Annotated in this window: 22 protein-coding genes; 2 read left to right on the forward strand and 20 right to left on the reverse strand. The window is 63.8% G+C overall.

From position 1 onward, the window contains the following. Positions 1–270 precede the first annotated feature (270 nt). From LH128_RS07285 to LH128_RS34395, 3 genes are all read right to left on the reverse strand, one after another. Positions 271–1,125, reverse strand: a complete 855-nt coding sequence (locus LH128_RS07285) for an SDR family oxidoreductase (RefSeq protein ID WP_156800022.1) — start codon at positions 1,123–1,125, stop codon at positions 271–273. A gap of 87 nt (positions 1,126–1,212) precedes the next feature. Next, the gene (locus LH128_RS34390) at positions 1,213–1,482 is read right to left on the reverse strand and encodes a DUF4142 domain-containing protein (RefSeq protein ID WP_327195099.1); all 270 of its coding nucleotides are present in this window, start codon (positions 1,480–1,482) and stop codon (positions 1,213–1,215) included. Next, the gene (locus LH128_RS34395; protein WP_327195096.1) at positions 1,367–1,834 is read right to left on the reverse strand and encodes a DUF4142 domain-containing protein; all 468 of its coding nucleotides are present in this window, start codon (positions 1,832–1,834) and stop codon (positions 1,367–1,369) included. Before LH128_RS34395 ends, LH128_RS34390 begins: the two co-directional genes overlap by 116 nt. Positions 1,835–1,923: 89 nt before the next feature. Here LH128_RS34395 and LH128_RS07295 point away from each other — a divergent pair, with 89 nt between their 5' ends. Further along, positions 1,924–2,364, forward strand: a complete 441-nt coding sequence (locus tag LH128_RS07295; RefSeq protein ID WP_008828964.1) for a DUF3597 domain-containing protein — start codon at positions 1,924–1,926, stop codon at positions 2,362–2,364. Between the two features lie 408 nt (positions 2,365–2,772). Here LH128_RS07295 and LH128_RS07300 read toward each other — a convergent pair whose 3' ends face one another. The 14 genes from LH128_RS07300 to LH128_RS34405 all read right to left on the reverse strand — a co-directional run bounded on the left by LH128_RS07300 (position 2,773) and on the right by LH128_RS34405 (position 16,701). Beyond that, positions 2,773–3,957 carry an FAD-dependent monooxygenase gene (locus LH128_RS07300; RefSeq protein ID WP_008828965.1) on the reverse strand — a complete coding sequence of 395 codons (1,185 nt, stop codon included), beginning with the start codon at positions 3,955–3,957 and terminating at the stop codon, positions 2,773–2,775. Positions 3,958–4,603: 646 nt separating this feature from the next. Next, the gene (locus LH128_RS34045; RefSeq protein ID WP_008828966.1) at positions 4,604–4,834 is read right to left on the reverse strand and encodes a hypothetical protein; all 231 of its coding nucleotides are present in this window, start codon (positions 4,832–4,834) and stop codon (positions 4,604–4,606) included. A gap of 129 nt (positions 4,835–4,963) precedes the next feature. Further along, positions 4,964–5,251, reverse strand: coding sequence for a hypothetical protein (locus LH128_RS07310; RefSeq protein ID WP_008828967.1), 288 nt, complete (start codon positions 5,249–5,251; stop codon positions 4,964–4,966). 61 nt (positions 5,252–5,312) lie between these two features. Continuing rightward, the gene (locus LH128_RS07315) at positions 5,313–6,095 is read right to left on the reverse strand and encodes an SDR family NAD(P)-dependent oxidoreductase (RefSeq protein WP_008828968.1); all 783 of its coding nucleotides are present in this window, start codon (positions 6,093–6,095) and stop codon (positions 5,313–5,315) included. Next, positions 6,088–7,305 (reverse strand): zinc-dependent alcohol dehydrogenase, encoded by a 1,218-nt coding sequence (locus LH128_RS07320; RefSeq protein WP_008828969.1) that lies wholly within the window; start codon positions 7,303–7,305, stop codon positions 6,088–6,090. The genes LH128_RS07315 and LH128_RS07320 overlap by 8 nt, the downstream gene beginning before the upstream one ends. Then, positions 7,305–7,880 (reverse strand): SRPBCC family protein, encoded by a 576-nt coding sequence (locus LH128_RS07325; RefSeq protein ID WP_037518337.1) that lies wholly within the window; start codon positions 7,878–7,880, stop codon positions 7,305–7,307. Before LH128_RS07325 ends, LH128_RS07320 begins: the two co-directional genes overlap by 1 nt. A gap of 139 nt (positions 7,881–8,019) precedes the next feature. Continuing rightward, positions 8,020–11,136 carry a TRCF domain-containing protein gene (locus LH128_RS07330; protein ID WP_008828971.1) on the reverse strand — a complete coding sequence of 1,039 codons (3,117 nt, stop codon included), beginning with the start codon at positions 11,134–11,136 and terminating at the stop codon, positions 8,020–8,022. Further along, the gene (locus LH128_RS33210) at positions 11,133–11,393 is read right to left on the reverse strand and encodes a hypothetical protein (protein WP_008828972.1); all 261 of its coding nucleotides are present in this window, start codon (positions 11,391–11,393) and stop codon (positions 11,133–11,135) included. The genes LH128_RS07330 and LH128_RS33210 overlap by 4 nt, the downstream gene beginning before the upstream one ends. 9 nt (positions 11,394–11,402) lie before the next feature. Further along, positions 11,403–11,777, reverse strand: a complete 375-nt coding sequence (locus LH128_RS34400; RefSeq protein WP_008828973.1) for a hypothetical protein — start codon at positions 11,775–11,777, stop codon at positions 11,403–11,405. Beyond that, a complete protein-coding gene (locus LH128_RS32020) occupies positions 11,708–12,004 on the reverse strand; it encodes a UvrB/UvrC motif-containing protein (RefSeq protein ID WP_008828974.1) in 297 nt (98 codons plus the stop codon). The genes LH128_RS34400 and LH128_RS32020 overlap by 70 nt, the downstream gene beginning before the upstream one ends. Beyond that, complete coding sequence (locus tag LH128_RS07340; RefSeq protein ID WP_008828975.1) at positions 12,004–12,849, reverse strand: oxygenase MpaB family protein; 846 nt, start codon at positions 12,847–12,849, stop codon at positions 12,004–12,006. The genes LH128_RS32020 and LH128_RS07340 overlap by 1 nt, the downstream gene beginning before the upstream one ends. A gap of 69 nt (positions 12,850–12,918) precedes the next feature. Continuing rightward, positions 12,919–15,213 carry an FdhF/YdeP family oxidoreductase gene (locus LH128_RS07345; protein WP_008828976.1) on the reverse strand — a complete coding sequence of 765 codons (2,295 nt, stop codon included), beginning with the start codon at positions 15,211–15,213 and terminating at the stop codon, positions 12,919–12,921. A 124-nt stretch (positions 15,214–15,337) separates the two neighbouring features. Further along, positions 15,338–16,432, reverse strand: a complete 1,095-nt coding sequence (locus LH128_RS07350) for a catalase family protein (protein ID WP_008828977.1) — start codon at positions 16,430–16,432, stop codon at positions 15,338–15,340. A 29-nt stretch (positions 16,433–16,461) separates the two neighbouring features. Continuing rightward, positions 16,462–16,701 carry a hypothetical protein gene (locus LH128_RS34405; protein ID WP_037518345.1) on the reverse strand — a complete coding sequence of 80 codons (240 nt, stop codon included), beginning with the start codon at positions 16,699–16,701 and terminating at the stop codon, positions 16,462–16,464. Positions 16,702–16,792: 91 nt separating this feature from the next. On the opposite strand from LH128_RS34405, the gene LH128_RS34050 reads away from it, so the two are divergent. Further along, positions 16,793–17,377, forward strand: coding sequence for a hypothetical protein (locus LH128_RS34050; protein ID WP_327195098.1), 585 nt, complete (start codon positions 16,793–16,795; stop codon positions 17,375–17,377). Between the two features lie 234 nt (positions 17,378–17,611). Here LH128_RS34050 and LH128_RS07360 read toward each other — a convergent pair whose 3' ends face one another. From LH128_RS07360 to LH128_RS07370, 3 genes are all read right to left on the reverse strand, one after another. Further along, positions 17,612–18,124 carry a DUF1543 domain-containing protein gene (locus LH128_RS07360; RefSeq protein WP_008828978.1) on the reverse strand — a complete coding sequence of 171 codons (513 nt, stop codon included), beginning with the start codon at positions 18,122–18,124 and terminating at the stop codon, positions 17,612–17,614. Next, positions 18,121–19,803, reverse strand: coding sequence for an FAD/NAD(P)-binding protein (locus tag LH128_RS07365; RefSeq protein ID WP_008828979.1), 1,683 nt, complete (start codon positions 19,801–19,803; stop codon positions 18,121–18,123). Before LH128_RS07365 ends, LH128_RS07360 begins: the two co-directional genes overlap by 4 nt. Positions 19,804–20,097: 294 nt before the next feature. Then, positions 20,098–21,190, reverse strand: a 1,093-nt coding sequence (locus LH128_RS07370; RefSeq protein WP_008828980.1) for an ATP-binding protein, incomplete at its 5' end; no start/stop codon positions are given.

The raw sequence follows: 21,190 nt of genomic DNA on the forward strand, positions 1-21,190 counted from the left end.
TACCAGTTCGATAAACCCCTCACGGCACATCGGACGCAATCTACCCGTCGCCGAAACGAACATCGCATTGTTCACGGCCGACCATCTGCCCTTTTCAAACGAAGAAATGATCGGTGGTAACCGGCCAGTTTAATTTGTGCGGAAGAAGGAAACCGAGGGTCGGCATTGGAGCATAAGATAGGCTGCTGTGCGACCGATATGGGGCGGATCGAGAGGTGGCCCCTAGTCCAAAGCTGCTTGGCGGAGATCAATGGGCGACATAGTTCATTGTCAGGCGATGCCGGCGCCGCCAGTCACGCCAAAGACCTCGCCAGTAATGTAGCTGCCCTCCTGCGAAGCGAGCGGGACGTAAACCGGTGCAATCTCCACGGGCTGACCTGGACGACCGAAACGACTGTGCTCGCCGAAGTGGGCAACTTTCTCCTGAGGCTGTCCGCCGCTTGCCTGAAGCACGGTCCAGAACGGTCCCTGGACCACCACGTTGGCCCGTATTCCCTTATCCATCAGCTGCTTGGCCAACGCTTTGGTGTAAGCGACTATGCCTGCCTTGGTGGTCGCATAGTCGAGCAGGACGTCCGATGGCTCATAGGCTTGCACCGACGCCGTTGTGATGACCGAAGCGCCGACCGGGAGATGGGGCACCGCCGCCTGCGTGATCCAGTGCAGGGCGTAGAGGTTGGTCTTGATCGTCTTGTCGAAATCCTCAGACGTAACTTCGCCAACGTTCTCGCACCACTGCTGGCGGTCCGCATTGATGACAAGAATGTCGAGTCCGCCAAGCCCCTTCCCCGCGTCCTCGACGAGCTGACGGCTCCAGGCCCCATCGCTTACATCGCCGGGCAGCGCTACGACCTTGCGGCCCTCCGCCTCGATCAGATCGAGAACTTCGCGCGCGTCTTCCTCCTCGCTCGGCAGATAGGCGATGGCCACGTCATCGCCCTCGCGCGCAAAGGCGATAGCAGCCGCGCGGCCAATCCCGGGATCGCCACCAGTGACAAGTGCCCTGCGCCCCGTGAGCTTGCCCGCGCCGATGTAGCTTTCCTCGCCGTGGTCAGGTCGAGGCTCCAGCTTGCCTGCAATGCCTGGCCGCGGCTGCGGCTGCTTCGGAAAAGGGAGGCTTGGGATTTTGTGTGCGGGGGTCCTGCATCGTCAGCCGGTCGGGCATGATCGCTCCTTGGGTCTATTAGAAATCCACGGGCGGCGCGAGGTTCGTCAGAGGGCTTTGGCCATGTTGAGATGGGCGGTGACTGTCGGGACCAGTTCGGTCGCGAATGTCTTGAGCGATGCCTGGTCGCCACCGGCTGCGTAACCTTTGAGGGTATCCAGCGCGGCTTGGTGAGCGCTGACCTGTGCCTTGGCATAGGCCTCATCGAATTGGGCGCCCGTTTTGCTCCGGAGGTCGGCAAGCTGTGCGTCCTGGGCCGCAGTCATGCGCGGGGCCGGGGTTATGGGCGGAGTGCCCGCCGCTGCGGCTGCGGTCAGCTTCTTGGTAGAGGCGGTATGGGGCCTTGACCATTTGCTCGGCAAAAGTCTTCACCTTGGCGGACTGGCCCTTCTCGGCTGCGAGCTTCGATGTCTCGATCTCGAACATGTCGCTCGCCGCGGCGATATTGGCAAAGACCTGTGCCGGGCTCTCTGCCGAAGTCGTCCCGGTTTCGTTCATGACATCTGCAGCCGACGTGGAGGTCATTTCGGTGGCGGGCTCAGTGTCCTTCTTGTTGCAGGCGGTGAGGCTGAGAACGGCCAAGGATGCTGCCATGAGTGCGTTGTGCCTGATCACGATCTGTGCTCCGCGTTGAGTGGTGGGGAATAAGGGCTGAACGATCGGCAGCATGAAGCCGTTCCGCTCAACCATCCGCGTGCTGACGCGTTTGAGGGTCTCACCATCGCGTTATCGCCGCACCCGTCGTCTAGGAGAGGAGCATGAGCATCTTCGGAAATATCCTGAACAAGATCTTCCACCACGGGACCGAGAAAAAGGCCGATCCCGCAGCCAATGCGAGCGCGCCCAAATCGGCCTCAACACCTGCTCCGACGCGGCCTCAGGTGGCGCCTGCATCCCCGGAGCCTGCCCCTTCGGCCGCCGTCACTGCCGCGCAACCTTCCGTCGATGTTGGCGCGGTGCTTGATGCGATGGCCTCAATGAAGGCGGACCATGGCGGCAATTACCGCACGTCCATTGTCGATCTTCTCAAGCTGCTCGATCTCGATTCAAGTCTCGCGGCGCGCAAGGAGCTTGGCGAGGAGCTTGACGTCCACGCCGGGGCGGACGGCACCGCGGAACAGAACATCGCCCTTCATCGTGCGGTGATGGACAAGCTCGCCAGCAATGGCGGCATCGTGCCGGACAGCCTGCGCGGTTGAGCGCGGCTGGACGGGGCGGCGGCGTCGATGCGCGCTGTAGCCGCGTTTTCAACGCGTCTTGGTGGGGCGCGCAATAGTCATCCTGATCTGGTGAATGCTTCCCCGCCCCATACCGGCCTGCCCGCGTACGTGGCTTGGCGCCCCGCCGTATCGCCTTGCTAGATGCCGCATGCCGTAAAAATCGACGAGGTTACTCGGCGGAAGGCTTGTTACACGCCAGGCGGTTCGTCCTGCGCTTGCCGGGCCTGGCTCTGCGCGGAAAAGATTATTCCGCGTCGTCTACGCTACCTCGCAGACCGGCGGTGCACGATCTTAACGCTGCTGCTGCGCTCCTGCTGCCCGTCAACGCCGACAGTGTTTCACCCCGCCCGAGCTTCGCACAAGAACCGCAACAGTTCATCAGTGATGTCAGCTGTAGCGTGAAAGATCGACCTCGACCCCTTCACCTCCCAGCAACTTGACCGCAGCGTTGCGGATGGGCGGCAGGCTCGCCAGGCCAAGCGTGCCATGCAGCAACCTGATGCCCAGGCGGGTTTTCGGATGCATGAGCCGCGGCGCGATCTTGGGGATGCGCTGGCCATCTTCGACAATGGGCCGCATCTGCTTCTCGTAGGCGCTGAACGCCTGAGCGACCGTATCCCTGCGGGTGAGTTCCTCGGCCAGCACATAGCTGCCTGTAACAGCCAGGGTCGTACCGACGCCTGCCAACGGCGTGGCGCACCAGGCCGCGTCGCCGGTAAGAACAACGCGGCCCTTCGACCAGCGCGGCATCCGCACCTGTCGAAGCACGTCGAAGTAGAAGTCGTCGGCGTCGTGCATGGCCGCCAGTACGCGGGGTGTCTCCCAGCCTGCGTCCGAGAAGCGATCACGCAGGAATGCTCTTTGCCGTTCGCTATCCCATTCCTGTTCGCCGCCCGGCTCCTTCGAGAGGCACAGCATCGCACGGGTCGTCCCCTGATGATCGGGACGAAGCGAAACACTGCGCTTGCCAGGCGCATTGAACCAGCGCCACATCCGGTTGTCGTCCGGCGTTCGCGGGATGGTGAAGTAAGCGATGATCATGTTCATCCAGCGCGGCACGTTCTCGTCCGCAAAGATGATATCGCGAGTGGTCGAGCCGACCCCTTCCGCGATGACTACGGCGTCGTACCGCTCGATAGTGCCGCTCGCGAAGGTAACCACCGCCATCTGCTCTTGCTCATCGATCGCGACGATGTGGTCATCGTAGCGAAACGCCACCTCGTTTCCGGTTGCGTCGTGGAGAAGCCGGGCGAGGTCGCCGCGCAGGATCTCCATCTCGGCTGTCGGGCCATCGCCGTCGATTTCGTCGGCATCGAACCTGGCTGCTTCGCTTCCGTCCTCGTGGACCCAGGCCGTACCTTGCTCACCGGTTCCACAGCCGAGCGCAGCCTGTTCAAGCCCGAGGCGGCGCAGGACTTCGCGGCCGACACCGCGCACATCAACGTTCTGACCGCCGTCCCGGAACGCCGGTGCCCGCTCGACCACCGTGACATCAGCGCCGCGACGGCCGAGCAGTGCGGCAACGGTGTTTCCGGCGATGCTGGCGCCGGTGACCAGTATCTTGCGCGTCATGGTTATGCTCCTCGCCGAAAGGATGCCGGCCGTTGTGACGATGTTCCCGCCTGGAGACCGGAACCCTCGCCGAGGCGCAGGCTTTGCCGTTTAAATGACACTGGTGCTCTTGCTCATGGGCAATGCCGTCCCGCTGCCCCAGCGGACGCCTTGCCCATGCCGCCTGAGAGTTCCCGCGTCACCAAATCGATGGCTCTGATCATGGAAGTTGGCTTGCCGCTGTCGCACTCTTGCGCCCGGCCTGGGTCGGCGCAGATGCCGGGGATGGCGTCTCGTGCGCCTCGGGCAGTCTAGCGCGGCATTGGAGTGCGCGTTTCTTACCAGCGCCATCTGTTCTCTCGCTTGAACTGACCGCGGCGCAGGTGAACCGCGAAGCCAGTTCTTTTGCTTCGTCATTCCCGCCCTGCGTTGCGTCTCGCGCAAATCAGGTTCGCGGCTCCGTCAGCGGCGGACGGGCTTTCATCCTCCCTGGATGCGGACGGAATGGGATTCGCCTCCCTGGGCGGGGGGCGATTGGCAAAAGGCTTGGCTTCCGCGCCGGCAAGTCCACGGCCGCCTTCGCGATCGGTCTCGGCTTGCGCGTCCACTCCCTCTTGCACGGATGCCTTTTTGTTCGAGGCCGGGCCCGGACCTATCGAAACATCGCTCATGAATATCGCTCCTCTTCTTCGAGACTTGGGCCCATGCCCGTACTGTTTTGCTGCATTGTGCCCTTCCCGGCGCTCGGTGAGCCACCGGGCAGGCTGTCGTCGCGCTGCATTCGCGCGAGGCTGGCCGCGTCATTACCTGCTGCATCGACCGCATCGATATTGGCCCCCGCCTCCATCAGGACGGGTATCATGTCGCCGCGCCCCAGCCTGGCAGCGTCGAACAGCACTTCCCGCTCGCTCGGGCGAAGGGAGCGGCGGCAGTTGGCGCGGCGTCGATGGCGTTCGATCTTCCAGCTCGTTCAGCGGGCGCATGATCGTGGTTTCTTGAATGGTCCCCAAATGGATGCGGAAGGTTCCTAGATCGGGGCGATTTCGTCGAACACGCGAGCCACGATGACCGCGCGCGCGTCATCGTTGACGTCCACCGAGACGGATATGCGCTCGGAAAGCGGCGCGTCGTTGCGCGCCGGCTCCAGATGGGTCGCGGTATCGCCGCCGCTGGGCGTATCGCCCGCGCTGTTTTGATCGCCGGACGACGATACGAACATGTCGGTTCGCTCGAAGCCGTATTCCTGGACCAGTCGCTCGATTGCCAGTTCGGCGTCGCGGCGACTGTCGAATGTGCGCTCTATCGTGGTGTTCATGTCTCTATCCTTTGGTTCGCAGTGCCTGAGGTCAGCGCCTCTCTATCGAGGCGCGGCATGGTCATTCGGCGGAGCCGGGCTGCGCCATCTTGCGATGCTGCTCGGCCAGGATCGCCGCCGGGGTGACGTGCGCCACCGCCGCCTGGATCTTGTTCTTCCATCCCGAGACGATGTGGGCATCGCCGTTCATCAGTGCTTTCCATCCGTCGCGGGCGACGTCGGCCGGATCGCTCTTGCTTTCTGACGCGCCCACGCTGGTGTCGAGCATGTCGGCGCGATCGAAGAACTCGGTCTCGACTGGTCCGGGCATGAGTGTCGTGACAGTCACGCCCTTTGCCTCCTTGATCTCGTTGCGCAGCGCATCGGCAAAGCTGTCCACGAAGGCCTTGGTGCCGTTGTAGACCGCCTGAAAGCTGCCCGGAATGAAGCCTGCGATGGACCCGGTAATCAGCACTTTGCCATCGTCGCGCGCCACCATTCCCTTGAGCACCTGTTGCAACAGATAAAGGGTGCCGGTGATGTTGGTATCGACCACCCGGCGCCAGTCGGCGACATCCTGCTCGAGGAAACCGTGCCCGAGCCCCCGGCCCGCATTGGCGCAAAGAAGATCGATGCGGCGGCCGGCAGTGGCGGCCAGCAAGGTATCGACGCCTTCCAGGGTCGACAGGTCGGCCTGCACCGCGTCTACCGAAACGCCGTGCAGCCCAAAGTCCTGTGCGGCCGCCTCGATCAGTCCTTCATCTGCGACGACGAGCAGGTCGTAGCCGTTTTCGGCGGCGATGCTCGCCAGTTCGAAGCCGATACCGGTGGAGGCGCCGGTGACGATTGCGAATTTGTCAGCCATGATGCGTGTCCTGTTCTGCCGCGACTGCGGTTTCGGTGAAGCCGGGCTTGAGCACGACCTTGGTGACTTCGTCCTGGTTGTCGTGGAACATCTTGTAGCCCTTGGGCGCGTCCTCCAGGCCCATGCGGTGCGAGATCAGGAAGGTGGTGTCGATCTTGCCCTCGACGATCGCGTTGAGCAGCCCCGGCATGTAGTGCTGTACGCTGGTCTGCCCGGTCTTGAGCGTCAGCCCCTTTTCCATGAAGGCGCCGAGCGGGAACTTGTCGACAATGCCGCCGTAGACGGCGGGCATTGAGACGCGGCCGCCCTTGCGGCAGGCGACGATCGCCTGTCGGATCGAGTGGATGCGATCGGTGCCAAGCATCAGCGAGGCCTTGATCTGATCGACTACGTTGTCGACGAAGAAGCCGTGTGCCTCGAGCCCAACCGCATCGATCACGGCGTCCGGACCGATCCCGCCAGTCATTGCCATCAGCGCTTCGTAAGTCTTCGATTCCTCGAAGTTGATGATCTCGGCTCCGAACCTGCGCGCGAGGTCCAGCCGGCGGGGAAAGTGGTCGATGGCAATCACCCGCGCCGCGCCCATCAGGAAGGCGGACTGCACCGCGAACAGGCCGACCGGGCCGCAGCCCCACACCGCGACAGTGTCGCCCGGCTCGATGTCGGCGTTCTCGGCCGCCTGCCAGCCGGTGGGCAGGATGTCGGACAGGAACAGCACTTCGTCGTCGTCAAGCCCGTCTGGCACCACGATCGGGCCGACGTCGGAGAACGGCACGCGCACGTACTCCGCCTGGCCCCCGGCGTAGCCGCCGGTCAGATGGCTGTAGCCGAACAGGCCCGACATCGGCTGGCCGTAAAGCTCCATGCCGATGTCCTGGTTGTCGGCCGGGTTGCCGTTGTCGCAGGCGGAGTACTGGTGCTTGCCACAGTGGTAGCAGCTTCCGCAGGCGATGGTGAAGGGAACGACGACGCGCTGGCCCTTGACCAGCGTCGATCCCGGCCCGGTCTCGACGACTTCGCCCATGAACTCGTGGCCGAGGATGTCCCCGGCCTTCATGGTGGGGATGTACCCGTCGTACAGGTGAAGGTCCGATCCGCAGATCGCGGTCGAGGTGATCTTGATGATGGCGTCGCGCGGGTTGAGGATTTCGGGATCGTCGACCGTATCGACGCGGACGTCATGCTTGCCGTGCCAGGTGAGCGCGCGCATCAGGCTGTCTCCTCGTGAAGCTGCGCGCGGGTGCGCGACGACGTGGCGACTTCGCCGGTTTCCATAAGCTGCTTGAAGCGCCGCAGATCGCGCCGCGCCTGGATCGCCGGTTCGCGCTGGAACATCTTTGCGATGAGCCTGCCCACCACGCCAGCGGGCGGGTCGTAGACGATCGTGGCGGTGACGATGGTGCCGCGATCGCCTGCGTTGCGAAATTCGATGCGGCCGCTGTTGGGCACGTCTGCATCTTCGGTGGAGGCCCAGGCGATCAGTTCGCCCTCCTTCTCCTCGGTGACGAGCGCGTCCCATTCGACCGTCCTTCCGCCTGGCGCCTTGACGACCCAGTGCGAGCGGGTCGGCGACAGCACGTCGACCCGTTCGACGTTGTCCATGAACGTCGGCAGCCGTGCAAAGTCGCGCCAGTAGGCATAGAGTTCCGCGCGGGGGCGGTTGATCGTCACGGTCCGACCGATCAGGCTGTCACCCCGCGTTTCTGCAAGTGTCTGCAAGGCGGCGTCGCGGGTCTCGCGAAATTTTGAGGTGGTAGGCGGCGCGTCGTCGTTCATGGTTGCCATTCCTGCTCTCCATGTTTTCGGATGTGCTGGTGGTCCGGTCGGACCTGACCACTGTTGCAAATGAAACGATCGCCGCGCTCATAAAGACCCGGCACGATCTAAAGATAATCCCGCCGCAGGCACGGCTGGGCCCGACAGGTCAGCATTCGAACCCGTCGAGCAGGCTTTCGACGCGCACGATACGATCGGCTTCGCTCGGCAGTGCCTCGGCAAGGATCCACCGTCCCTTGCTTTGCGCGAAGCCCGTGGCGGCGAAGTCGATCGGGCAATCGCGGCGCGGAGTGAGTGCAATCGCGGCTGGGCCCGCGTCTATGCGCGCGATCCGCAAAGCCCGCGCGGTCAGGCGGATGCGGGCATGGGCCAGCAGCATCGCCGCTTCGGCGGGCAGCGTTCCGAAGCGATCCAGAAGTTCATCATCGAATGCATCGAGCGCCTCTTCGGTTTCGATGCGCGCGAGCCGCAGGTAAAGGGACAGCCGCAGGTCCGCCTCCGGAATCCAGCTGTCGGGCAGCACGCCGCTCATGCCCAGGTTGAGTTCGGGACTCCAGCGCTCGGCGTCCTCGCCGCGCGCGGCCTTCAGCGCGACACGGAGCAGATGCTGGTAGAGATCGACGCCGATCAGCTTCATGTGCCCGGCCTGATCATCGCCGACGAGGTCGCCCGCGCCGCGCATGTCGAGGTCCTGGCCGCTGATCGCGAAACCCGCGCCCAGCCGGTCGAAAGTCGCGAGCGTGCGCAGCCGCTTGAGCGTGCGCGCGGCGATAGCATCCTCGCCTTCGATCAGCAGGATCACCTGCCCGCGCCGGTTGCCGCGCCCGACGCGGCCGCGCAGCTGGTGCAGCTGTGCCAGGCCGAAGCGATCGGCACGCCAGACGATCATGGTGTTCGCGCGCGGCACGTCGAGGCCCGCTTCGATGATGTTGGTCGCCAGCAGGATATCCCCCCGGCCAGCGCCAAAGCCGACCATGACGTCGTCGATTTCGGCCGCTGACATTTTTCCGTGTGCTTCGACCACCACCAGATCGGGGGCCGCGCGTTTTATCTTCGCGGCGACTTTCGCCATGTCCTCAATACGCGGCACGACCACGAAGCTCTGGCCTCCCCGCGCCTTTTCGCGAGTGAGCGCGGTGCGGACGAGCACATCGTCATACTGCCCGATGCTGGTGCGGATCGGCTGGCGCCGGGCGGGAGGCGTGGCGATGAGGGACATCTGCTGCAGGCCCACCAGCGCGGCCTGCAGGGTGCGCGGGATCGGCGTGGCGCTCAGGCTCAGGACATGGACGGTCCCCAAGCCGCGCAAACGGGCCTTGTCGGCAGCGCCGAAGCGCTGCTCTTCGTCGATGACGACCAGCCCCGGCCTGGCGTAGTTCACGCCCTTCGCCATCACCGCGCCGGTGCCCACGACGATACCGGTCGAGCCATCGGCAAGCCCCGCTTTCACAGACTTGCGTTCTGCCGCACTGCTCAGCCGGGACAGGCCGGCGACCTCGATTTTCGTTCCCTCGAAGCGGCGGCGGAACGTCTCCAGGTGCTGCCGCACGAGGACGGTGGTCGGCGCGGCGACCACGACCTGGAAGCCGGCCAGCGCCGCCAGAGCTGCGGCCCGCAGCGCGACCTCGGTCTTGCCATAGCCGACGTCGCCGATGACCAGCCGGTCCATTGGCCGGCCGCTCGCCAGATTGTCGCGGACGGCTGCGATGGCTCCCGCCTGGTCGGCCGTTTCGTTGAAGGGGAAGCGGCCCGCGAAGCGTTCGTAGGCGGCAGGATCGGGCACCATGACCGGCGCTGTCAGCGTCTCGCGCTCGCGCGCCAGAAGCGTCAGGGCCTTCGCGCTCTCGTCGATCGCGGCGTTGATCGCCGCGCGGCGCTTGTCCCAGGATGAGCCATCCAGCTTGTCCAGGCTCACCGCGTCGCCGTCAGCGCCGTATCGCCAGATCCGGTCGGCCTCATCGAAAGGGACCAGCCGCCGAGCACCACCCGCATACTCGAGCACGATCCTGTCGATCGGGGACTGGTCGTCGCCCGCGCCGACCGGCGAGGCCTCAAGCCCCCGCACGCGCCCGACGCCATGGTCCTCGTGGACCACCACGTCGCCGCTGCACACTTCGATGCCGACGTGCCACGGGTTCGCGCCGGTCGGGCCACCAACGCCGATCAATGCGCGACTGCCCATCAGGTCTGCCGCCGCGACGAGAACGATGCGCTCGTCGACGTATCCTGCATCGATCGGCACCGTCAGGCTGCCGCCGCAGCCTGACGGCAGGTCATCCAGTGCCGCCCATGCGTCCAGTTCCACGATTTCCATCGACAGGCGCCGGACGACCTTGCCGCGCAGGAAGCGCAGGTCTCGCGCACTGCCCGCCAGCACGAACTTGCGTCCCGCAGCGAGCCGCGGCTTTACGAAGCGCGCCATGGCGGTAAGCGGCGAACGCTCGTTGGCGAACCGCGGCACCGGCGTGAAGTCCGCGTCAAACGGAGCCGCCCTCCAATCCTTGCAGTCCTTTTTCCAGGCGATGTCGTCAATCGCATCCAGGCGATGGGGCGCACCGCCCATAGCGTCGCGGGCAAGCTGGATGAAGCGCCTGCGGCGATGGTCGGCTTTATCGGAAAGAGCGAGTACCCCCGGCGTCAGGTGGGCAAGGATGGACGTCGGCTGGTCAATCGGCGGTTCGGCGGCGCGGCCGATCTCCAGACGCTCCAGATCGCCAACCGTGCGCTGCGTGCCGGGATCGTACGAGCGGATCGCGGCGATCCTGCCCGCTGCCAGCTCGATGCGGGCCGGGCCGCCGGCGTCGGCGGGAAAGATATCGATGACCTCGCCGCGCACCGCCATTTCGCCCGGTTCGTCGACGCGGTCGTCGGCGACATACCCCAGCTCTTCGAGTCGTATCGCGAACGCTAGGGTGTCCGCCTCGTCACCGGGGTGCAGCGTGGGTGGGGCGCTGTCGAACGCATCAGGCGCAGGATAGCGCCGCGCTGCGGCTTCTCCGCTCAGGATGCAGGCTACGGAAGTGCCTTGCACCAGGCGAAGGGCCCGCAGAGCCGACGCGCGGCGCCCCGCGTTCGCCGGCGTCGCGGGAGCCGTGTCCCCCGGAAGTGCGTCGCTGGAGGGCACGTGGACGACATGCTCTTGCGGCGCCAGCGCCCGGACGGCGTCAGCCAGGGCTTGGGCCTGCTGCTCGTCGTCCGCCAGGAAGGCGATAGACTCGTCGGCGAGGGTTTGCGCGATGCGGACCGCGGTGAACGCCAGGTTCACGCCGCACCTGAGACGCAGTCGCGCCGTTGGGCTGCGGGGCGCATTGCCCAGTGACGGAGCTCAAGCTGCATGGTCATGTCAGTCAGATTGCGCTCCTTGCCTGTGAAGCTGATCGCCTGCGAGGTGCGGCGACTATCCTGGCTCCACAACGCACAGAGAAAGCGAAAGAAAAGGGTCCCGCCGGCTAAATTTGATTGATCTGAGTTGATGGCGGCATCGCGCCGCACCGGCGTCACCGGGCGGCTGAACCGGGTCACACCGTTTCGTCAGGCTCCCTTCGCGCGCTGGTCTTCAGGATAGTCTTCGGGCCTGACGGTGCTTTCCGAAGGTCGGTCCTTCAGTTTCTGAGGCTTCTGGCCGCTTTCATTCTGCTTGTGCGGATCGAATGAGTCCGGGCGCGCATCGCCCATCGGGCCGCGCGGAGTTTCCGGATCGCTTTTGGACATGTTGATTTCCTTCGGTTCGGGGCGCGGATAGGGCCGCCGCCCGGTATCGAGGAAGAAAGCCTCCGGCAGGCCCGCGCGTTCCCGCAAGACGCACAGAAGTTGTCCTTCGTACGACCCGGCGCAGATCAGTCCGGGCCCTTGCGCCCCCTTCCGCGGCTCTTCGTCATCGGGTCCGGTTTCTTCGGCGGTGTCCATCCCGGAGGTGGCTTTACGTGCCCGCGGCTCGTGCCCAGCCCCATCGCTCCCGGTTGTTGACGAACGAGACCGGAGAGATCGACGTCCTGCGCCGGCGTATCGGCAGGAATGCCGCGCATCAGGCTGATCCGGTCGCGCAACTGTGCCGCCTGCTCGAAGTTTCCCTGCGCCGCGGCGTCGTGCATCGCGCGCTGCAGGTCCCGTAGCTGCTCGTCCTGGCGGCCCATCACCTGAACGCCCACCGCAGCGCCTGCGCGACGCCCAGCGTGCCCGCGCGCACCAGCGGCGTTCGAAGCGGCGAGGGAGACAGGCCATGGAGCGAGCGAGCCCAGCGTGGCAGCAGATCGACGCCAGCCTGCCCGGCAAGCCTGCCGGGCATCGCGGCGAGCCGGTTCGCTGCGACCGGATGCAGGATCAGCCGGGCGACTTCGGCCGTTCGCGCATCCGCCCTCAGCGCCGGACGCATCCCGGTTATCAGGCGGTTCGCCTCGGCCCGCGTGCGCGGCAGGGGTTCTGCCCCCAGCGCCCCGCCGATCAAGGCCATCTCGGCAAAGTAGCGATCCTGGTCGGCGCGTGACATCCAGGGCTCGCCGTAGCGAATCCAGGCGTCGAGGAAGCTGTGGGTCTCTGTGACATGCACCCACGCCAGAAGCGCCGGGTCGTTCGCTTGATACGCCGTGCCGTCCGGCAGATGCCCCTTGACGCCATCATGGACGGACCGGACCCGCCTGATCATAGCCTCGGCTGCGGACCGATCGGCATACGTGGTTGTGGCGATGAAGCGGGCGGTACGCCGCAGTCTGCCGTGCATGTCGGCACGAAAATTGGAATGGTCCCACACCCCTGCCAGAACGCCGGGATGCAGCATCTGCAGCAAAAGGCTGGCGATGCCGCCCGCCATCATAGAGGCGACGTCACCATGGACCCGCCAGGCGACCGATGTCGGCGCGAACAGCGCGTTTCGGCTCCTCACCACCGGTGCCTCGCCTTGCTCGCGGTCGTTGAACATGCCGACAACCTGTTGACGGATGGCCCGCTTGACCGGGTTGGACGTGCGATTGCTTTCGCTCATACCAGTCCAACGTCTCGCCGTCGCAATCGCTCCTGGGACTGCGGGCGCGTCAGCGTGCGCCAGAGGCGTTCAGGTCGTTCGTGGGTTTGCAACAAGCCGCACGGGTACGCCCTTTGAGGCAGGCGTTCGCGATTGCTCGTCATGATACCATACCGGGATAAGCGGGTTCATCTCGGGATAGTATGCGCCGATGCAGCCGCGCGGGAGCAGGAAGGGGGTGACGGTCAACCCGCTTACCTCCCGGTGGACCCCGTCGCCGGCATCGCCGACCAGCCCGATGACCTGACCTTGCACCAGCCCGGCCTCGGCGATGTCTTCCGGGTTCATGAGCACGACGTCCCGCGTGCCCTCGATACCGCGCAGGCGGTCGGAATAGCCGTAGATAGTAGTGTTGAACTGATCGTTCGAGCGCAAGGTCATCAGGCGGAAACGACCGGGCGCGTCCTCAAAGCCGATCGAGCGCATGGCGGTGGGGACGCTGAATTGCGCCCTGCCGCTTTCGGTCTTCCATATCCGGCCGCGGGCCGGATTGCCGCGATGGAACCCGCCCGGCGTGAAGACGCGCCGGTTGAAGTCGTGGAACTGCTCGGGATAGGTCTTCTCGATGCAATCGCGGATCTTGGCGTAGTCTCCCGTCCATTCATCCCAGCGCACCTTAGGATTCGCCGGTAGGGTCGCCTTCGCGATGCCTGCGACGATCGCAGTTTCCGAGCGGAGATGTTCGGAGGCCGGTGTATTCTTGCCGAGCGAGCCGTGGATGCACGAAAGCGAATCCTCCATCGTCACGGCCTGCGAACCGGTTGCCTGGACATCCTCCTCGGACCGGCCCAGGCAGGGCAGCAGGTACGCGACTTCGCCGTTCACCAGATGGCTGCGGTTGAGCCTGGTCGCGATCTGGACGGTGAGACGCAGTCTGGTCCAGGCCTCTTCCATCCGCTCGCGCTCGGGAATGGCGCGGATGAAGTTGCCGCCCAGGCCGATGAACGCCTTGAGTTCGCCGGACAGGATCTTGTGGCAGGCCTTGATGGTGTTCAGGCCCTCGTCGCGCGGTGGATCGAAGCCGAACTGCTCCGCCAGCCTGTCGAGCGGCACGAGTTCCGGCTTTTCCGAGATACCTACGGTCCGCTGACCCTGCACGTTGGAATGTCCGCGCACGGGAGAGATGCCGGTGCCCTCGCGACCGACATTGCCCTTGAGCAACCACAGGTTAGTGAGCGCGGCGATGTTCTGCGAGCCGTGGACATGCTGGGTCAGCCCCATGCCGAACATGGCGATCGCACGGGGCGCTTCGATGTAGATCTGGGCCGCTTCGCCGAGATCTTCACGCGAAAGGCCGCTCTCGCGTTCGATGTCGTCCCAGCTAGTCGCCTCTGCGTGGGCCTTCATCTCGGCGAAGCCGTCCGTGTGCTGGGCGATGAAATCGACATCGAGGACGTGTTGATTCTCGTCCCGCCAACGGATTTCTTCCGCCGCCAGGACGTGCTTGATCAATCCCGTTATCGCCGCGATGTCGCCGCCCGCCTTGACCTGCAGGTAGAGCGTGGAAATTTCGGTCTTCTTCGTCGTGAGCATTTCCAACGGGCTCTGGGGGTTCTTGAACTCCTCAAGGCCCTTCTCCCGGATCGGATTGAACGTGACGATCTTCGCGCCGCGCTCGACCGCCTTCTGGAGTGGGTGAAGGAGGCGCGGGCTGTTTGAGCCGGTGTTCTGCCCGAAGAAGAAGATCGCGTCGCACACGTCGAAATCGTCCAGGACGCAGGTTCCGACCGGAGATCCGATCACTTTCTTCAACGCCACCGAAGTCGTTTCATGGCACATGTTGGAACTGTCGGGCAGGTTGTTATGACCATACAGTCTGGCGAACAGCGCATAGAGGTAGCTGGTCTCCAGGCTCGCGCGGCCTGAGGCGTAGAACACCGCCGAGCCGGGATCGATCGCTTTCAACTCGCGTCCGATCGCTGCGAACGCGTCCTCCCAGGAACACGCAACGTAGGTATCGCTCGACGCTTCGTAGCGCATGGGATGGGTCAGGCGGCCTTGCTGTTCCAGGTCGTAATCCTTCCATGTCCGCAGCTCGCTGACGGTATGCCCGGCGAAGAACTCGGGGGTGCAGCGATGGCTCGTCAATTCCCAGAGCGTGGCCTTGGCACCGTTCTCACAGAACTCGAACGCATGTGGCTTGGCTGGTTTTCCCCATGCGCACGAGACGCACATGAAGCCTTTGACCTTGTTTTGCCGCCTCAGTGTATCGAGGGCGCCCGGCGTCGGCCGTTCGCGCCAGGCGGTCTCGGCGATGCCGCGTACAGAGCCCCACCCACCTTCGGCACCATCGTAATGGACCGTGCCGTCCTGTTCATCAATCATGGGAAATTCCAGCTATGGAGCGCGGAAAAGGATGTGGCGCGGCTTGGATTTGGTCGAAAGCGCCCAGCGCAGCGGCCATATCGCGAAGAGGCCGGCGTTCCTGTAACACCGGCCCATCTACCATTTACTCTGCCGCAATGTCCTGTGGCGTGCGGGGGTCGTGGATAGGACAGCCGTTGACCCGGCCGCGAAAGGCGGCCGAGCGACGGTAGGTTTCGTTGCGAGCGCGGTTGATGTTGCCCAGCGGCTGGTGCGCGGTGACCCCCCGCCAGATGTTGAAGCTGAGCGCGTCGTCCTGCCGGTCGCTCGTCCCGTGCTGCCAGCTGATCTGCGGTTCGATCTCGAGCGTGGCCACCGTCACGAACGGGCTTTCGTCTTCGCTCCATTCGACGGTCGAATCCTCGACGGGCATCTTATCGAGATCGGTGTTAAGCTGGACACGCAGTTCCCATTCGCCACCATGCTCGATCAGAGCGCGGCTGACGTCTTCGCGCAGGGCATCGGGGCGGTCGGTCACGTCGATCTTCACGTCCGTCAGCGAGGTCAGCGAAGCGGCCACCGGCACGAGGCTGAACTTCGCGATATAGTCGCCGAACCGATAGGGGGTCTGGGAATAATAGGTTTCGCCGAGCGGGTGGACCTGGGGGGCGCCCCCCAACTGTTGGATCGTCGGCGATTCGTAGCCCACGGCGGACAGCGCGGCGTTGACGCCCTGCAGCACCGAGGAGAGCACTTTCTTGCCGCCTTCGGCAACATCCGTGGTCTTGGCCAGCAGTTTCAGGTTTTTGAGAAACGCCGCGGTATCGGGAGCGGTGAAAACCGGCCCGTTGACCATGATGAAATCCTGCGAGGTTTCGCCTTCCGATCCGGGCAGCCGATCACCGGGAACATCCATTACCTTTAGCGCCAGCCCGCGCGGAAGGGCAATCGCATCGTCGAGCACATCGCCTGCATTGGTGGAGATGCGGATGACGGCGTCGAAGCTGGCAGGATGCGAAAAAATCCCCTGGGCGAGGTCCGGGGGAAGCCCGGCGTTCACTGTCAGGCGGCCGATGGCAATGCCATGTGCCTTGGCGTGAACGGCCCGGAAACCTGTCTTGTAATCCTGAGCAGTGGTTTGCTGAATGGAATCGAGTTGTTCTTCAAGCTCCCGTATAGTTTCTGCCTCATCCGGCTTCACTTGCTCGACAGAAGGGGAAAAACGGACGGGATGGGTCATGGCGCATGTTCCTGTAAGATTTTAAGTATCTAACGCTGACAACGCGCAGCAAGTTTCCCGCCCCGCAGGCCCAGACTAAATAGGGTCGGCCAGCAATCGGGAGCTATCGGCGCGATAGACTCGAACGCACGGCGAGGCATGAGCAGCACCATCTGGCCGCACTCGAACACGGCGGCGCCGCGCGGAACCGGCCCCAGCTCTTCGGCGATCCCGGCGGCCACCGTGGTCGCCGCAGCAACATAGCTCACCGTGCCGGACCTGTATTCCATGAGCGCCTCGACGGTTTTGCCAAGAGGTGTGCTGTCCCGTCCAGCCCGGGCATGCCCGCAATTCCGGTGGCGGTGAACAAGGTGGGAGAAGATGCCCTGCGACTGCCATCTTGGCGGATTGCCCACCATCTTCATACGCGCGTTGCCTTCCCAGCCAGCGCCCTATGCCGACGAAATTGATGAACGTCAGCAACCCGTTGGCGGCGATCAGGCTGACTTGTCGCGAGCAGAGCCCGACGATCGTCCAGGCAACCGAACCGATGGCAACGACCGCAAAGCCCATTCCCTCACACGGGCGGCCAGGTTGATGTGGGTCATCATGACCGCAAACATCGTTGCGATCGGAGCCAGCCATTCTGCGATGTCGGTCAGTGTCCAGTCCTTGCGTGTATGGCAGACTGCATCGGTTTTTCGGTCTTTGCTGCCGCTCAACGCATGGGAGTATGCGATGGGACGAGATGAGAGTGTGAAACTCGCATTTATGCCGATTGATCTTGAGCTGGTACGGTCATGTCGTTCTGGCGGCGTACCAGGCGGCGTAAGGTGTAGTCCTCGCCATATGGCGATTGAGGTCCGGCGCTCCGTCATCCCACCAGACCTGTCCTCGTTCTCCCAGCGCGCGCTTGGCCCGATCGACTGCCGCGTGCGCCTCGTCTTCGGCGACGGTGTCTTTTGACCGCCGCGCCGCTGCTATCGCACGGCGGGCCCTCGTCAGTTCTGTAACCAGATGTGCTCGGCGGTCTTCGGGAAGGCGGGGATCGGACATCCGCCACAGCCGGCCGCGAACCACGAAGTAGCGGCCGTCCGGCGTCACGGGATGGTCCCTAGCGGCTGGCGGTCGGTCAGTCATGGAACGAAGTCGCAAGCCTTGGTCGCGCCCTGCCGGGTTCCCACTGCACGACAGGACGGCTCAACTGCTTCTCCGGATGGGTATATACTGGCAGGTAAAGGTGGGTTCCATGCCGGGAGAAGCCGGCGTCAAATGCACGTAAAGTCGATCGCCGACCGGCTGGTCGGTCAAGCAGAACGCTTGCTCCGCTTCATACAGGTCGTCCTTGTGCGGATCGGCCCATTGCCTGACCGACTTCACCGCGCGCGACTTGGCCTTGCCCTCGCTTTCAGCCACGACAAAGACGTTGCGGTGTCGTTCCGCAAACTCCCCGGGCTCGTAGCCACCGAGATTGACGAAAAAAAGTCTCTCAGGCCCGGTGAACGGCTCGGAGCGCAGCGACACGTCATGGCCATCGGCATGAGTGATCTGTGCCCAGCAATCGATGTGCAGACTTCGGGGCACGCCCCACCAGTCCCGGCGCAATGCTGCGTAGGTCTCCTCGATCGTGTTGGCGACCACGAACCGAACGTCGTGGACTTCGATGTTGGCGCCAGGAAATTCGCCGCCGATGTAGATTGCGAACAACTTCATGAAAGAGCCATCCCCTGTGCCTCGCTGGCCGGTTCGGCCGCTACCGCGCTTTCCCGGGCAAGGGCAGCGGCCAGTTCCGCGCCCACGACCTGGCCGATCTCGCAAGAGCTGGTGATTCCCTGGATGAAGGGATGCCTGCCCATGATGAAAGGCAGGCTCAGACAGAAGAGCTGGTCGGCCGGAAGGTCGGGCGATATGGGATGAAACTCGTCGTCGACCACGATGCCCCGCGCGGGACCGCGTTCCTGTCCGGCTGCCACGTCGCGCACGATGCCCTGATCGCGCAGCGAGGCGAAAGGGAAGTCCTTGGCCGCCAGAGCACGCTGGCCGGTAGCCTCGATGAAAACCGGGAAATGGACCGCTTCACCATCGAGGTGGAGAACGGCGCCGCTTTCCGCCCGGTGATTGTCGATCCTGTAGTTCTCCCCCACCCGCAAGACGTCAAGCTTCCCGGCTTTGTGAAGCGCCAGCATGCGCTTGATCGATTCGTGCGGAACCGTGGCGTAATCGTCGACGAACACGGGTTTGAAGAAGCGGGAGAAGCGTTGGAAATCTGCATCGTCGAGATGCGGTATGAGGCTCTGGATGACTTCGTGCATCCGCAGGATCGCGTAGCGCCATGCCACGGTGCGGCGTGCCTCGTAATCCGCCTGCGCTTGTGCCAGGTTCCGATCAGCCCACACAAATGGGTCAGTCGCCATACGCTCGGCAAAGTAGCCGTCGCAGAATTCTTCCATATCGAGCCGGTCGAGCCCTACCCGCTCTGCATAAACGCCATCGGCTGCGGCCAGCTCCTGCTTGAATAGCCCAAAAGCTCGATCGAGAAGGTCGTCCATCTGCCCGGCAATAAGGGCTTCGATGGCTTCGTCGTTGCAGATGGCGAGCGGCTCATAGGGAATGGGAAAATAGAAGTCCGCTTCGGGAAGCAGCCCCTTGCGCGACAGCATGGTCATATGGAAGTCGTCGGTGCCCACGCCGGGCGCGTAGATGAGCCCACCCTGCCCATCATCAACGAACGCGCCATGGCTTACCGCCAGCGCCACCGCAGCATCGATCGCGGTCAGCGACGAACCGCGAATGCCGATCCGGCAGGCGCGAATTTTCTCGATCTCGGAAGCAGGCCAAGGGCTGAGGAAGTAACCCGGCCGCACTTCCGGTTGGGCTGGCCATTGATGACCGGTTGCAAGCACGACATGGTCGAAGAGGGTCTCGAAAACACCTCCCCGCTCCGGCCGCACGACCAGGGTCATTCCATCGCTTCCGCTCGTCGCATCGATGACTTCGCACCGCGTACGCACGTTCACCTTCACACCGGCGCACGTGGCCCGCTCGAGGATCGCCTGAAGCTGATCGTGGAAGTACTCGCCGAGCAGCACGCGCGGGTAGAACGCGCGATCATCGATCTGCTCGCGATCTATGCGCAGTTCTGAAAGCCGATCGTCGCTCTGCCGGTGCAGCCAGTCGACCAGTGTCTCCTCCAGCGGCGGAATCTCGACGCTGGCGATGTTGGACAGCATGGCGGGGTCGTTCCAGCCGGGCCGATAGGGCGTGCCCCGTCCAACGCTCGCCTGCTTTTCGAACAGGGTGAGCTCGAATGGCGGTACCTCCTGTTGCAGCAAGGCGTGCAGCGTATAGATAGTGGTCGGGCCGGCACCGACGAACGCGACAGATCGGGTCATTCCCGCGAAATGCGCGGGACATGGAATCGGCTCCCGCGAAACGGTTTGATCCCTGTTAATGGCTGCGAACTGTGTGACCGGCTCCAGGCGATGAGGTCGTGATCCGCCTAGACAGGGCAATCTCGAAAGCATGGCGTATCGCACCCACCAGATTTGCTGATCTCAGACCTTCCTACCGTGGAGGGCTCGGTCTCGCGGTTGAAGTGCGTGCGGTTCGCAAGACCAGGGGATGCCATGCATTCCGTCCCCGATATCGGCATGCCCAAGTCAGCGGCAAGAGATAGCTCAGCGGTTCTATTCGTCACTGGTAAGCAGGTCAGCAATCTGGGCCGAGAGTACATCCAGCGCGAAGGGCTTCGTGACCAGCCTCATGCAAGGCTCCAACTGGCCGTTGGCCACGACGGCATTCTCTGCAAAGCCGGTGATGAAAATCACCTTGAGATCTGGACGGGTGACCCTTGCCGCGTCAGCGACCTGACGGCCGTTCAGCCCCCCTGGCAAGCCGACATCCGTGATAAGCAGATCGATCGCTGCGTTTGAATCGAGCAACGTCACCGCCGTAGGTCCATCATCCGCCTCGAGCGTCACGTGGCCCATTTCCTCAAGTAGCTCACAAACGAGCATGCGGATGGTCGGCTCATCATCCACGACCAGAACGGTCCGCTTGCCTGTCTCGGGGATCACGCATGCCACTTCGAGCGGCTCTGCGGCATCGACGTTGCCGTAGTGTCTTGGCAGATACAGACACATGGTGGTCCCCATACCGACCTCGCTGTAGGCGCGCACTTGTCCCCCTGATTGCCGCGCGAATCCGTAGATCATGGAGAGGCCCAATCCCGTCCCCTCTCCAAGCGGTTTGGTTGTGAAAAACGGATCGAATGCCCGTTTCATAGTTTCGGCCGACATGCCCGTGCCCGTATCGGACACGCACAGCGAGAGGTACTGCCCTTCCGGGAGATCGCGCTCGCGACTTGCGCGAGGGTCAAGCCACTTGTTTGCTGTCTCGATAGTTATCCTGCCGCCTTCCGGCATGGCATCTCGTGCATTGATGCATAGATTGAGCAGTGCGTTCTCGAGCTGGTTCGGATCGACCAAAGCGGTCCAGAGCCCCGCGGCACCGACCACTTCAAGCTGGATTGCCGGCCCCACCGTCCGCCGAATGAGCTCCTCCATTTCCGCGACAAGACGATTAATGTCGGTCGGTTTTGGATCAAGCGTCTGTCTTCGGGAAAATGCCAGCAGGCGGTGGGTGAGCGCGGCCGCACGGCGGGATGCTCCCTGGGCCGCCGTTACATACTTTTCCAGCTCACCGATCCGGCCTTGAGCGATCCGGACTTGCATCATCTCCAGTGATCCGGCGATACCGGCAAGCATATTGTTGAAGTCG

It is taken from the genome of Sphingomonas sp. LH128 (genome assembly GCF_000293195.2).
In the GTDB taxonomy this organism is placed as follows: domain Bacteria; phylum Pseudomonadota; class Alphaproteobacteria; order Sphingomonadales; family Sphingomonadaceae; genus Novosphingobium; species Novosphingobium resinovorum_A.

Coding starts and splice junctions, on each gene's coding strand:
- LH128_RS07310 (WP_008828967.1), bottom strand. CDS start 5,251: ATGAACACCACGATAGAGCGCACATTCGACAGTCGCCGCGACGCCGAA.
- LH128_RS34395 (WP_327195096.1), bottom strand. CDS start 1,834: ATGCTGCCGATCGTTCAGCCCTTATTCCCCACCACTCAACGCGGAGCA.
- LH128_RS32020 (WP_008828974.1), bottom strand. CDS start 12,004: ATGGGCCGCCAGGACGAGCAGCTACGGGACCTGCAGCGCGCGATGCAC.
- LH128_RS07360 (WP_008828978.1), bottom strand. CDS start 18,124: ATGAAGTTGTTCGCAATCTACATCGGCGGCGAATTTCCTGGCGCCAAC.
- LH128_RS07320 (WP_008828969.1), bottom strand. CDS start 7,305: ATGCGCGCGCTCACCTGGCACGGCAAGCATGACGTCCGCGTCGATACG.
- LH128_RS07315 (WP_008828968.1), bottom strand. CDS start 6,095: ATGGCTGACAAATTCGCAATCGTCACCGGCGCCTCCACCGGTATCGGC.
- LH128_RS07295 (WP_008828964.1), top strand. CDS start 1,924: ATGAGCATCTTCGGAAATATCCTGAACAAGATCTTCCACCACGGGACC.
- LH128_RS07300 (WP_008828965.1), bottom strand. CDS start 3,957: ATGACGCGCAAGATACTGGTCACCGGCGCCAGCATCGCCGGAAACACC.
- LH128_RS34405 (WP_037518345.1), bottom strand. CDS start 16,701: ATGGAATACAGGTCCGGCACGGTGAGCTATGTTGCTGCGGCGACCACG.
- LH128_RS07365 (WP_008828979.1), bottom strand. CDS start 19,803: ATGACCCGATCTGTCGCGTTCGTCGGTGCCGGCCCGACCACTATCTAT.
- LH128_RS07340 (WP_008828975.1), bottom strand. CDS start 12,849: ATGAGCGAAAGCAATCGCACGTCCAACCCGGTCAAGCGGGCCATCCGT.
- LH128_RS07350 (WP_008828977.1), bottom strand. CDS start 16,432: ATGACCCATCCCGTCCGTTTTTCCCCTTCTGTCGAGCAAGTGAAGCCG.
- LH128_RS07325 (WP_037518337.1), bottom strand. CDS start 7,880: ATGGCAACCATGAACGACGACGCGCCGCCTACCACCTCAAAATTTCGC.
- LH128_RS34050 (WP_327195098.1), top strand. CDS start 16,793: ATGCCCTGCGACTGCCATCTTGGCGGATTGCCCACCATCTTCATACGC.
- LH128_RS07345 (WP_008828976.1), bottom strand. CDS start 15,213: ATGATTGATGAACAGGACGGCACGGTCCATTACGATGGTGCCGAAGGT.
- LH128_RS34400 (WP_008828973.1), bottom strand. CDS start 11,777: ATGGACACCGCCGAAGAAACCGGACCCGATGACGAAGAGCCGCGGAAG.